General features: G+C 47.4%; 12 protein-coding genes. 11 read left to right on the top strand and 1 reads right to left on the bottom strand.

The features are described from left to right. Window positions 1-663: 663 nt before the first annotated feature. A complete protein-coding gene (locus tag AC1WIP_RS04110; RefSeq protein WP_481140622.1) occupies window positions 664-1,677 on the bottom strand; it encodes a LacI family DNA-binding transcriptional regulator in 1,014 nt (337 codons plus the stop codon). A gap of 326 nt (window positions 1,678-2,003) precedes the next feature. Between AC1WIP_RS04110 and AC1WIP_RS04105 the strand changes: the two genes are divergently transcribed. From AC1WIP_RS04105 to AC1WIP_RS04055, 11 genes are all read left to right on the top strand, one after another. Beyond that, window positions 2,004-3,368 (top strand): ABC transporter substrate-binding protein, encoded by a 1,365-nt coding sequence (locus AC1WIP_RS04105; RefSeq protein WP_481140621.1) that lies wholly within the window; start codon window positions 2,004-2,006, stop codon window positions 3,366-3,368. Window positions 3,369-3,393: 25 nt separating this feature from the next. After that, on the top strand, window positions 3,394-4,311 hold the full coding sequence (locus tag AC1WIP_RS04100; RefSeq protein ID WP_481140620.1) for a carbohydrate ABC transporter permease: 918 nt from the start codon (window positions 3,394-3,396) through the stop codon (window positions 4,309-4,311). 10 nt (window positions 4,312-4,321) lie between these two features. Then, the gene (locus AC1WIP_RS04095; RefSeq protein ID WP_481140619.1) at window positions 4,322-5,173 is read left to right on the top strand and encodes a carbohydrate ABC transporter permease; all 852 of its coding nucleotides are present in this window, start codon (window positions 4,322-4,324) and stop codon (window positions 5,171-5,173) included. Window positions 5,174-5,199: 26 nt separating this feature from the next. Further along, window positions 5,200-6,345: a Gfo/Idh/MocA family protein gene (locus tag AC1WIP_RS04090; RefSeq protein WP_481140618.1), complete on the top strand. Its 1,146-nt coding sequence runs from the start codon at window positions 5,200-5,202 to the stop codon at window positions 6,343-6,345. After that, window positions 6,346-7,161: an HAD family hydrolase gene (locus AC1WIP_RS04085; protein WP_481140617.1), complete on the top strand. Its 816-nt coding sequence runs from the start codon at window positions 6,346-6,348 to the stop codon at window positions 7,159-7,161. Between the two features lie 35 nt (window positions 7,162-7,196). Next, the gene (locus AC1WIP_RS04080) at window positions 7,197-8,885 is read left to right on the top strand and encodes a glycoside hydrolase family 3 protein (RefSeq protein WP_481140616.1); all 1,689 of its coding nucleotides are present in this window, start codon (window positions 7,197-7,199) and stop codon (window positions 8,883-8,885) included. A gap of 37 nt (window positions 8,886-8,922) precedes the next feature. After that, window positions 8,923-9,957, top strand: a complete 1,035-nt coding sequence (locus AC1WIP_RS04075) for a Gfo/Idh/MocA family protein (RefSeq protein WP_481140615.1) — start codon at window positions 8,923-8,925, stop codon at window positions 9,955-9,957. 16 nt (window positions 9,958-9,973) lie between these two features. Continuing rightward, window positions 9,974-10,888, top strand: coding sequence for a sugar phosphate isomerase/epimerase family protein (locus AC1WIP_RS04070; protein WP_481140614.1), 915 nt, complete (start codon window positions 9,974-9,976; stop codon window positions 10,886-10,888). A 365-nt stretch (window positions 10,889-11,253) separates the two neighbouring features. After that, the gene (locus AC1WIP_RS04065) at window positions 11,254-11,463 is read left to right on the top strand and encodes a helix-turn-helix domain-containing protein (RefSeq protein WP_481140613.1); all 210 of its coding nucleotides are present in this window, start codon (window positions 11,254-11,256) and stop codon (window positions 11,461-11,463) included. A gap of 15 nt (window positions 11,464-11,478) precedes the next feature. After that, window positions 11,479-12,645, top strand: a complete 1,167-nt coding sequence (locus AC1WIP_RS04060) for an HNH endonuclease (protein ID WP_481140612.1) — start codon at window positions 11,479-11,481, stop codon at window positions 12,643-12,645. Further along, on the top strand, window positions 12,642-12,980 hold a 339-nt coding region (locus AC1WIP_RS04055), incomplete at its 3' end, for a DNA cytosine methyltransferase (protein ID WP_481140611.1). The genes AC1WIP_RS04060 and AC1WIP_RS04055, both read left to right, overlap by 4 nt.

Genomic DNA, 12,980 nt, shown 5'->3' with positions numbered 1-12,980 from the left:
GTTGGTAGAGCACCTGACTCTTAATCAGGGTGTCCAGGGTTCGAGCCCCTGGCGGCGCACTAAAGGTTCTAAGACTTGCCAGAATGCAGGTTTTGGGACTTTTTTATTTGCAAAAAGGACAACAGCATAAAAAAATCAGTTTTTCTCATTATACAATTTCACGGTGTTGAAAAAAGTAATTGACAGGATAAAAGGAAATTGCTATGATAAACATACAAAGAAGGTGCTGCCGATAGACGGTCAGCCTAAGTAAGAGTTATAAAAAAATAACCGCAGACCTTGGCCAGAGGGGCGGTTATTTTTTCGTTATCTTGTAAACAAGAGTAACAATAGCTACGAGCATTATCACAAAATCGAATAAATCCGAATATGTAATCATAACTATCACCCTCCTTTCTTGCGTCTGGAGGGCTTGCACCCTCCGAAAAAGAGGGCTAACCGCCTACCGTGTATGGCAACACCATAGGAACAATATAGCAAAGAAAAAGACACATAGCAAGACTGTTTTTATGACGAAAACAGACAAATGCTGATAACTCTTAATCAGGGTGTCCAGGGTTCGAGCCCCTGGCGGCGCACTAAAGGTTCTAAGACTTGCCAGAATGCAGGTTTTGGGACTTTTTTTATTTGCAAAAACGGCCGGGAACGAATTCCCGGCTGAACTTAAGGGTTCTCTGCAGTGGTGGATTCTCTTACGATCAATTCGGTATCCAGAAGGATGCTGTCGTTTGCCCACTGCTGGGGATGCTCCACTCGTTTTATCAGCATTTCGCAGGCGCTGTAGCCTAATTGGAATTTGGGCTGGCTTACGGTGGTTATGGAGGGGATCATCATCTGGGAGATATCCCTGTTGTCGAAGCCGATCACCATAATGTCCTGGGGGACGCTTAAGTGAAAGCGTCTGGCGGCCCGGATCACCGCACTGGCCAGAATATCCGAGGAAGTAAAAAAGGCATTGGGGCGGTTTTCGTTGTTTAAAAGCTGGCAGGCCGCAGAATATCCCATCTCATAATCTACCTTGGGAAGGTTCACATGCCAGCCTGAGGGCAGGGAAACACCTTCCTCCTCCAGCGCCTTTTCATAGCCCTTCTGACGTTCCCTGGAGTACACAAGATGCCTGGGCCCGTTCAGAAAGGCTATTTTTTTACGCCCGGAGGCTAAGAGGTAGCCCACGGCATTCCTAGCTGCGGAAAAATCGTTGATGCCCACATAGGGGATATCGCAGTCCGGGGCATAGTCGCAGCATTGCACCACGGGAGCCTGCAGGCGTACCAGATTTAAAAATTCGCTGGGCGTCTGGTTTAGGAAAAGCACACCGGAGGCCTTTGCAGTTTTAACCAAACCGCAGAAATTTTTTATGGATTCATCGTCCAGCCGTTCCTGGTAGATAAGGGGATAGAAATTGTGGGCCTTGGCGGAAGCCAAAATTCCCTGGAGCACTTCGCCGTAAAAGGGGTTTTTCAGATTTACCACGTTGACCAGAATCACCTTCTGCCTGGATTGGGAAGAAGGGGGCTGGGGCTTGGAGACAAAGCCCAGGGCGGCCATGGCGCTTTCCACCTTGGCTATGGTGTCTGCTTTCACCTGCTCCCTGTGGTTTAGGACTCTTGAGACGGTAGCCGGAGAAACGCCTGCACATTCTGCAATTTGAGCAACAGTTGTTTTCTTATCTATCATACCATTTCCTCTTTCAAATCATAGCCTCTTTTGCACATGCCATTATCAGCATAAACTTTATAAATCAGTATACCATACACCTGGATGAAAAATCAAATAAGTTTTCATGGAATTGAAAATTAAATGAAACAAATATGAAAATTTTAAATTTTATTTCAGAAAAAATATGCAAATGAAGAGTAGAAAATTGTAAAAATAGTACAAATTTGCTAATAATAGAAAATAAATATTGCCTAAATTAAGACAAAGTGATATATTACAAGTGAAAGAAATATTTCATATTTCTGAAACGTATAAACATCAGAGTATTTCAGAAGGAGGTTCTTATGAAGAAGAATGTATGGAAGAAATTAATGGCGGCCATATTGTCTGCCTGCATGGTTTTCGGACTGTCTGCCTGCGGCAGCAGCGATGATGCACAGGACGCATCCCAAAGCAGCGGCGCATCTGGGACGTTACAGGAGACTTCGGGAGAGACGACGGCCGGACAGGAAGGGGAGGCTTCGGGAGAGCAGATAGAGATCAGCGTGGCTTTATGGGATTACAGCATCACGGATTATTATAAAAATGTAATAGCAGCCTTTGAGGAGGCCAATCCGGACATTACCGTCAATGTAATTGAAATCAGTGCAGATGAATACAACGACGTGATCCAGATTATGCTGTCGGGCGGAGATGATGTGGACGTGGTGTTCACCAAGGAGGTACAGTCCCTGGCAGGGCTGATTTCCAAGGAGCAGGTGCTGCCCCTGGACAGCTATATTGAGGCTTCCCAGATTGATGAAAGCTATTACGGTGGAATGCTGGGTGAGCTGTCCATGAATGACAGTGTCTATGCAATGCCCTTTAGAAAGGACTGCACCATTCTTTTTTATAATAAGGATTTATTTGATGCGGCGGGTGTAGAGTACCCTCATGACGGAATGACACTTGCGGAGTACAGGGAGCTGGCAGCTGCCATGACCTCCGGAGAGGGTTCGGAAAAGGTTTATGGAGCACATCTTCATACCTGGCCCAGAAGTCTGCAGAATTTTGCCAGAAAGACGGATGATTTCCATATTGTGGAGCAGCCTGTAAGCAATCTCCAGGAATATTATGAAATTTTCCTGGCTATGCAGAATGAGGATCAAAGCATTATGGACTATGGCACTTTGAATGCTGGAAATATTCATTATTCGGGTGTGTTTTACAATGAGCAGTGTGCAATGGTCAGCATGGGGACCTGGTTTGTAAATAATCTGTTGGAGCAGGAGGAGGCGGGAAATATCGATTTTGAATGGGGCATCTGCAGCCTGCCGGATATGGAAGGAACCGGCAACCAGACAGGTGTAATCGGTGTTGCACCTGTATCCATCAACGCGGCCTCCGAGCATCCCGATGAGGCATGGAGATTTATCGAGTTTGTGACGGGGGCAGAGGGAGCGGCAGTCATTGCACAGTCCGGCATTATACCTGGTTATATTGACGAGAACGTGCAGAATGTGATCAGCAGTCTGGAAGGTATTCCGGAAAACTTTGCCGACTATTTGAACGCAGAGAATCTCTATCTGGAACAGCCCATGCACCCCAATGCAAATGAGCTTGAGCAGATCAATACGGAGGAACACAGCCTGATCATGAGTGGAGAAATTTCCATCGAAGAAGGGCTTGCGGAGATGCAGAGCCGGATCGACCAGGTTCTTGGCAACTGAAAGGAAATGTCTGAGGGAAAAAGCTATGGATAAAATAGTCGCAAAAAAAGGACTTCATATTAAAAATAAGAAAGCGCTGCGCAGAAACCTGATTGGATATTCCTTTGTTCTGCCAAATTTCATAGGGTTTGTGGTCTTTACGCTGGTTCCCGTTGTATTTTCCTTTGTGCTGAGCTTTTGCGAATGGGACTCAGCCCACCCCATTAAATTTGTAGGGCTTGAGAATTTTATGGGGCTTTTGACGGACGATACCTTTGCCATCTCCCTGAAAAACACCATTTGGTTTACGGTGGGGACGGTTCCCTCCACCATTGTTTTGTCATTGATAATGGCGCTTTTGATCAACCAAAAGATTAAAGGACAGGTATTTTTCCGCTCGGTATTCTTTTTCCCGTATGTTGCCTCGCTGGTGGCTATCTGCGTGGTGTGGAACATGCTTTTCTCTCCGGATATGGGGCCGGTAAACAGTCTTTTGTCCGCTTTGGGGGTGGAAAATCCCCCGAGGTGGTCGGCCTCAGTGGACTGGGCGCTGCCTGCGGTGATCGGTCTGACCGTGTGGAAGGGAGCAGGCTATTACATGATTGTGTATCTGGCGGCGCTGCAAGGCATCAACAGGGAAATATACGAGGCGGCAACCATGGATGGGGCGGGATTTTTCAAAACCTTTTTCTCCATTACGCTGCCCATGCTGATGCCTACCACCTTTTTTGTCTCCATGATGTTAATTATCTCATCCTTTAAGGTGTTTGACACTATATACATTATGACGGGAGGAGGCCCGGGACGAGCCACAAATGTACTGGTATATGATATTTACAACACTGCCTTTGTGCGGTTTGAATTCGGGTATGCCAGTGCAATTTCCATGGTGCTGTTTGTTCTGGTTTTGGGTATTACACTGCTGCAGTTTCATGGGGAAAAGAAATGGGCTAAGAATATGTAGGAGATAGGATATGAATTCGATAGGAGTAAAGAGAAAGGATTACAGATATGTGATCGGACGTGTGGCCCTTTACCTGGTGATTTTAGCTCTGACGGCAGTGATGCTGATTCCCTTTTTGTGGATGGTGTCCGCCTCCCTGAAATTGAATCAGGATGTATTCACATATCCTGTAAAGTGGATACCGGAAGAGCTGCAGTGGTCCAATTATATCACCATATGGGAGACCATACCCCTTCTGACATTTTTTAAAAACTCGGTGAAGCTGACGGTAATCATTACGGGGATACAGGTGTTGACCTCAAGCTTTGCAGCCTACGCCTTTGCAAAGCTGAACTTTAAGGGCAGGGATACTCTGTTTGTGCTCTATATCTGTACCATTGCGGTACCCTGGCAGGTGTATATGGTGCGGCAGTATATTATGGTGGGACGGATGGGTCTTACGGATTCCCATTTGGGAATGATATTGATGCAGAGCTTTACGGCCATAGGCGTGTTTTTGATGCGTCAGTTTTATATGGGGGTTCCGGATGAGCTTTGCGAGGCGGCCAGAATTGATGGAATGTCAGAATACAAAATCTATGCTAAGATCATGATTCCTCTTTCCAAGGGAGGCATCGCCACACTGATTATTTCATCCTTTGTCACAGTGTGGAATGATTTTATGGGACCGTTAATTTACCTGAGAAGCAATGAGAAAAAGACGCTGCAGTTAGGCCTTCGAATGTTTATTTCACAGTATTCTTCGGAGTATAATCTGATTATGGCGGCGTCCATTATCTCACTGATCCCTGTATTTATTATGTTTGTGGGGCTGCAGAGGTTTTTCACTGAGGGAATTGCCTCCAGCGGCATCAAGGGATAGAAAAAATGCAAGAAAGGTTTGGTGAAATGAAAGACCGATACAGGGTGGGGATTATAGGCTTCGCGCATATGCACATTGTGGAGCATGTACAATATTTTTTGAGAAAAAAGGAGCGCATCCAATGGATCGGCGCCGCACCAGCAGCGCCTCTTTTGGAAAGCGGCAGAGCCCTCCCTCTCACCAGGGGGGATAATCTGGAAAGATGCAGGCAGCTTGGAGCGGTACCCAGGCTGTATGGCGATTATCATGAGCTGCTTATGCAAAAGCCGGATTTGATTCTTCTGGGATGCGAGAATTATTTACATACCAAGGTAGTATGTGATACTGTGGAGCTGGGAATTCATGTGCTGGTGGACAAGCCGCTGGCCTATACCCTGTCTCAGGCAGAGGAGATGAAAAGAGCCAGCATCAGGGGAGGCGGAGAGATTATCACAAACTGGCCGGTTGCCTGGAAGCCCAGCGTTCGTCTGGGAAAGAGGCTTCTGGAGCAGGGGGCTGTGGGCGAACCGCTGCGGATTTCCTTCCACAACCCGGATTCCCTGGGCCCCTTTTGCCATGGACCAGAAATGAAGGAGGAGGACCAGGCAAAGGAATGGTGGTATCAGAAGGAGAAGGGCGGCGGAAGTCTGGTGGACTATTGCTGCTATGGATGCAGCCTGCTGCTGGAATATATGGAAAAAAGACCTAAGGAGGTATTTGCCATTACCAAAAATTTTCTGCATCCCTACAGCAACGCAGAGGATTATGCTGGAATTGTGCTGGACTTTGGGGATGCTGTGGGCTGGATTGAGGGCTCCTGGTCCCTGTATGCCAGCGGTACGCCTACGGGCCCTGTAGTGTGGGGGACAAAGGGAGCCATTGTGGTGGACTATGCCAATGGTTTCAGGGTGGACCTGTACCGGAATAAGTTTTCCGGCACCCCTGCAGCTTCCTATCGGCCGGACGCTTCCTATATGATACCGGGAAGGAGCGTCATAGAAGAGGAGGTTCTCCATTTTCTGGATACGGGGGAACCGGTGCAGAAGGCTCTTGGCCTGGAGAGGAATATGGAGATTGCGGCGCTTTTGGAGTCTGCAGACAAATCTGCGGCTTCCGGGCGGATGGAGCCTGTGATCTATCCTGCACAAAAGCGAGTGGTGAAGGCTATGGGATTTCAAAAGGAAGGTGCATAGATGGGAAAAGGATATCTGATATGCGTGGATTCGGACGGATGCGCCATGGACACCATGAACAGCAAGCACAAGCTCTGTTTTGGCCCGGCCCTTGTGGAGGAATGGGAGCTTTGGCCCTGGAGAGAGGAGATTCTTAAGCAGTGGGAGAAGATGAACCTTTATTCCATGGACAGAGGAATCAACAGGTTTGCAGGTCTGGCAAAGATGCTGTGCATTGTGAACGAAAGGTATACTCCTATTGAAGGGCTTGCCCCGTATCTGGAATGGGCCGGGAAATCCCAAAGGCTTTCCGAGGAAGCCCTTTTGAGCCATATGCAGGAATCCAAGGGAGTTTGTTTTGCAAAGGCTCTGTCCTGGAGCAGGAGGGTCAATGAAAAGATAGCGGCAATGGCGCCGGAAGAAAAGAGAGCGTTTCCCGGAGTGAAGGAAGCGCTGGAAAGAGCCCGGCTGCATGCCGACGTTGCGGTAGTGTCCTCTGCCAATAAAGAGGCTGTGGAAAAAGAGTGGGAGGAGCAGGGGATTTTAAAGTATGTGGATTGGGTGCTGACCCAGAGTGTGGGAAGTAAAAAGGACATCCTTGCGGCGCTGCTTCAAAATCACGGATATGAAGTAAGCCATGTGCTGATGATAGGCGACGCCCCGGGGGACGCCCGGGCGGCTCAGGACAATCATATTTTGTTTTACCCCATATTGCCAGGGGCGGAGGAAGCATCCTGGAGGGATTTTCCCAGGGCATTGTCGAAAATGCTGCAAGGCGCCTATCAGGGACAATACCAAAAACAGCTCCTCTCAAGCTTTTATGAGCAGATGCAGTGAGGTTTCCGCCACAGACAAGAGCAAGGAGAATTACAATGGTTGATTTGAGAAAAAAGCCCTTTTATTTATCAGAGGAGGATATCCGCTGGGTTACGGAAACTGTGGACAAGATGACGGAAGAGGAAAAGGCAGGCCAGCTTTTTGTCCATATGGTAGGAGACAGAAGCGAAGAAGGTCTGATCCGCCTGGTGGAAAAATATCATGTGGGCGGAATCCGATATCAGAATGCAGATCCCCTGACCATATATGAGCAAAACAGGATCTTACAGGAAAACAGTAAGCTGCCGCTGCTTATTGCGGCCAACTGCGAGGCGGGGGGGAACGGCTGTGTGGACGGGGGCACTGCGGTGGCAAACGGAGCGGCCATTGCGGCGGGTGGCCTGGAGGAGATGGCATACCAAATGGGGAAAATAGGGGCGGCGGAGGCAAAAGCGGTGGGATGCAACTGGAATTTTGCGCCGGTGGCCGATTTGACCTATAATTGGAGAAACACGGTGGTGCAGCTGAGAGCCTTCAATGATAATCCCGACGATGTAATCCGCTATATGCGCTCCTTTCGGAAAGGAGCTGAGAGCCAGGGAATTGCCACCTGCGTAAAACATTTTCCTGGAGACGGCACTGAGGAAAACGACCAGCATCTTTTGATGGGCGTCAACAATATGTCCTGCGAGGAATGGGACGCCTCCTATGGAAGGGTGTATAAGGCGGCCATAGAAGATGGGGTGCTCAGCATTATGGCCGGACATATTGCGCTGCCTGCTTACTCCAAACGGCTCTGCCCGGGTATGAGGGATCAGGACGTCAGACCGGCTACCTTATCCCATGAGCTGATCACAGGGCTCCTTCGGGAAAAGCTTGGCTTTAACGGCCTTGTCATCACGGACGCCTCTCATATGATCGGTATGTTCGGCTCCTGTGTGCCCAGAAGGGAGCAGGTGCCTGCCGCCATCGCCGCAGGCTGCGATATGTTCCTCTTTTTTAATGATATAGAGGAAGATTTCGGATATATGCTGGAGGGCTGCAGAAACGGCGTGATAACCAAGGAACGGCTGCAGGATGCGCTGTACCGGATTCTGGGGATGAAGGCGAAGCTGAAGCTGCCCCTGAACAGAGGGGTGGGCAGGAAGGAGGACCTTGCTGTTATCGGCTGCAAGGAACACAAGGAGACGGCCAAAAGGGCGGCGGACCGCTTTGTCACTTTGGTGAAGGATGTGGGGAACTATCTTCCCATGACTGTGGAAAGATATAAAAGACTTAAGCTTATTTTTATAAGCGGAGAGGGCCAGGTAGTGGCGGGCCAGCTGATGCCGGATAAAACCCATGAGGTAAAAAAGCGCCTGGTGCGGCTGTTAGAAGAGAAGGGCTTTGCGGTGGATGCACAGGAAATGGACAAAAAAGGAAAAACAGAAGAATTTCGGGCCAAATATGACGCATGTCTTGTGGTGCTTGACGTTATCGGCTTTGCCCAGTCCAACAGTCTCAGAGTCAGGTGGAAGCTTCCGGCTTATCAGCCATGGTATGTGTCAGAGGTTCCCACGATTTTTCTGTCCTTAAATCTGACCAATCATCTGGTGGACGTGCCCATGGCAAAAACCTATGTGAACGCTTATTTAGACTCTCAGGAGGCTATGGAAGCGGCTGTGGAGAAGCTTATGGGAAAATCTCCCTTCCACGGAAAATATCATGAAAATGTTTTCTGCGGCAGATGGGACACCAGAAGATAACAATAAACTGTAAAAAGAAAACTACAGGAGGAGACAAATGACAGGAGTAGCAGTGATTGGCTGCGGGAAAATCGCACAGACCAGACATATACCTGAATATGCGGCGAATCCCAAGGCGGAAATTAAAGGGTTTTACGATTTGAACAAAGAACGGGCAAAACAGCTGGCCCAAAGGTATGGAGGAAAGGCTTATGCCTCTGTGGAAGAGCTTCTTTCGGATGACGGTGTGGAGGCTGTGAGCGTATGTACCGCCAATCATACCCATGCCGCTATTTCCATTCAGGCCCTTAAGGCGGGCAGACATGTGCTGTGCGAGAAGCCCATGGCCACAACCCTGGAGGAATGTGAGGAAATGACGGCCTGGGCACAAAAAAGCGCAAAAAAGCTGATGATCGGGCAGAATCAGCGTCTGGCAAAGGCCCATGTGAGGGCAAAGGAACTGCTGGCACAGGGAATGGTCGGAAAGGTGATTTCCTTTCGGACGGCCTTTGCTCATGGGGGGCCTGAGAAATGGAGCATCGACCCTGGAAAGAACAGTTGGTTTTTTGACAAAAAAAGCGCCGCTATGGGGGTTATGGCGGATTTGGGCGTGCACAAGACGGATCTGATTCAGTATCTTTTGGGAAGCCGGGTGGCAGAGACCACCGCAAGGCTGGCCACCCTGGACAAGCGCTATGAGGATGGAAGCCTGATCGACGTGGATGACAATGCCTTCTGTATTTACAAGATGTCTGACGGAGTGATGGGAACCATGCGGGCGTCCTGGACCTGTTACGGGGAAGAGGAAAACCACACGGTTCTCTATGGTACGGAAGGAATCATGAAGATTTATGAGGATCCCGCATATGCCATCGTGGTGGTAAAGCCAGACGGGGAACGCATTTGCTATGACATTGAAAAAATACAGACCAATGACCGCCAGACGTCATCCGGTGTAATCGACGCCTTTTTGGAGGCCATTGAGACTGATACAACCCCTGTCATTGATGGAAACAGTGTGCTTTGGGCTATGAAGGCGGTTTTTGCCTCCATACGCTCCAGCGAGCAGGGAAAGACCATGGAAGTGGTTTGAGAAAAGGAGGCGGATTATGAAGCTTGGGTTTGTCACTGCTATTTTGGCGGAACAAAGCTTTGAAGAGGTAATCGATTATGCGTCCGCCCAGGGCTTTGCGTGTGTGGAAATGGCATGCTGGCCCAGGGAGAAGGCGGAACGCAGATATGCGGGGGTGAGCCATATTGATGTGGAGGCCCTGACAGAGGAGAAGGCCGCTTATATCAGAGCGTACTTAAGCAAAGCGGAGGTGGAACTTTCTGCGCTGGCCTTTTACCCGAACCTTCTCAGCGGAAACCAGGAGAAGGATGAAAAAAACCGCAGGCATCTTTTAAAGGTGATCGATGCGGCCGGGGCGCTTGGGGTGGGGACGGTTACAACCTTTATCGGAAGAGACCAGACAAAGCCCCTGGAGGAGAATCTGGAGCGGATGATGGAGGTCTGGCCCTCTATTTTGGAGTATGCGCAGCAGGCAGGCGTTAGAATCGCAATCGAAAACTGCCCGATGCTGTTTGACAAGAATCAGTGGCCCGGCGGGCAGAACCTGATGACCACGCCGGCTGTGTGGGAAAGGGTATTTGAACTGCTTCCCTATGAAAACCTTGGGCTCAACTTTGACCCTTCCCATTTTATCTGGCAGCGGATGGACTATATCCGGCCTATTTATGAATTCCGGGAGAAAATTTTCCATGTGCACTACAAGGATATCAAGCTTTATCCGGATAAGCTGGAGCGGGTGGGAGTCATGGCCTATCCGCTGGAATACATGGCGCCGAAAATACCGGGGCTTGGGGATGTGGACTGGGGGAAATACGTTTCCGCCCTGACGGACATCGGATACGACGGTTATAGCTGTATTGAGATTGAGGACAGAGCCTTTGAGGGAAGCCTGGAAAAAATCAAGAAGAGCCTTGCGCTGTCCCAGACCTATCTGAGGAATTTTGTAATATAGATAGAAATGAAAAAAATATGCCCATTGCCCGTGTGCCGATAAGACAGTAATTTGAAGAAATTGCGAAATCGGCATCTGTCACACAGGATTGGACAACAAACAGGCGACATTCAACTTCGGTTGAGTGTCGTCTGTTTTTGTAGGTTTAAGGGTCGAAATCCGCTTGTGTTTTGCCCTATGCCGCCTTGGACAAATGGGACATATCAGACTACATACATCCATGCAATATACCGTAAAAATGCGTATTGGTATGTGTGGCACCACAAGATGAAAATGTTTGTATTTTCAAATATTTTGTTTGCACGCGCTTGATTTTTCGGGGGATTTTGTGGTATAATGTCTTAAAACGCATAGGAGGCAAATATATGGCTGCTAATTATAACAAATTATGGAAAGTCTTAATCGATAGAAAACTCAAACGCACAGATTTACGAGAGCTTGCTGGGATAAGCACAACAACTGTGGCAAAGCTCGGAAAAGATGAATACGTTTCCATGGAGTGTATGGATAGGATTTGTACCGCACTAAAGTGCGATATTGGTGACATAATGAGTTTTTCTCGCGAAGAGCGATAAAACGGAGGTAAGTCTATGTGGCGTTGGGATCAAGGACGACTTTTGTATTTTCAATTTGACGTACTTAGAGACATTGCAAAAACTTTGGTTAAATTCGATAACACAGATATCTCAAAATGTGAGGATTTGTTTCGTCAAACACTTGTAACTGAAACTGGAATGCCATTTTTACCAGATTATTACACGATTAAACGTAATTATTCTAGAGTTTTTCAATGCTCATTTTTAGCAAAATTTATGAATAATCAACTTATAGTAACTGATATCTGCCGTGATTTAGCCAATACAAACGGGAAAATTAAAAGTGCGGATGACTATTTCTTCAATTATGTTGGCAAGTTTCGTTTTCCGTTTCCCGCATTTGATAACTATAATGCTACCGAACAGCGCGTGTATCCTTTTTGCGCTATTCTGAAGTTTTTAATTGCTCAAAGAGAATTAGGCGTTGAAGCCAAATTATCGTTAGATGATATTTTCAATTATATCGTGGGAAATAATTGCACAGGGTTTGAGGACATTGCGTATTTTAAATCGCTTACCCCTGTGACATACAAATATACTGATACTGAGCGGCGTCAACTCCGTGAGATGGTTATCTTCATTAGCCAATTAAGCGTTCTAAAAGTGTATGACGGATTTTTGTATCTTGATGAAATTAGTGATGGCGCAAAGGATGAAATGCTCAACAACTTTTTGAGACCTGAAAACAGACTTGCAAAAGCAGACAGAATGGAAGAATTTTTGGAAATGACCTCTCTTGGCGACAAGATTATCGTTCCTACTTTTGAGGTGTTTACAGCTGAACCGGCTGATATAGAATTTATCGAGGGCAATCGTAAACGCGTGGAACATTTTCGTGTTGAGCGTAGCGGTTTGTTGAGAAAATACTATAAGCAAGTTAATCCTCATCCTGTTTGCTGTGCTTGTGGCGCAGATATGAGCAAACGATATCCGTGGACAGACTATATGCTTGATATTCATCACTTGTTACCACTATCTTCTGCTGTTGCGATTTCATCCAGAGGCACATCGTTGGCAGATATTGTAGGATTGTGTCCCTCTTGTCATCGAGCAGTGCATATGTATTATCGCAAGTGGCTGAGAGCAAATGAGCAAGCTGATTTCAAATCCAAGCAAGAAGCACATGATGTTTTTGTACAAGCAACCAAGGAGATTGCATGATGAAAGAACTTATCAACAAAATGGAGCTTTCTGAGCAAAACGCAATTTTGCAGGAAGCAATAAAAACGAAAGGAAATTTACCAGAATTATTAGAGAATAAGGGTATCTCGTATGATGCGTTAAGGTACGAGGAGTATTGCGAACTTCCTCAAGAATGTCTTTCTCCGATTGAAACACTTGACTCAATCGAAAAGTGTTCTGACAATATTCCCGCTGTCAGTTTCTTTTCCGGTGCGGGTGGGTTTGATGTAGGTTTTAGTTATGCGGGGTTTAAGAACATCTTATCCATTGAGTTTAACGAGATATTCTGCAACACTTTACGAGCTAATAATCCC

It is taken from the genome of Acetatifactor sp. (assembly GCF_982438285.1).
The sequence above is the reverse complement of the archived record's forward strand: the minus strand, read 5'-3'. Positions and strand labels throughout refer to the sequence as shown.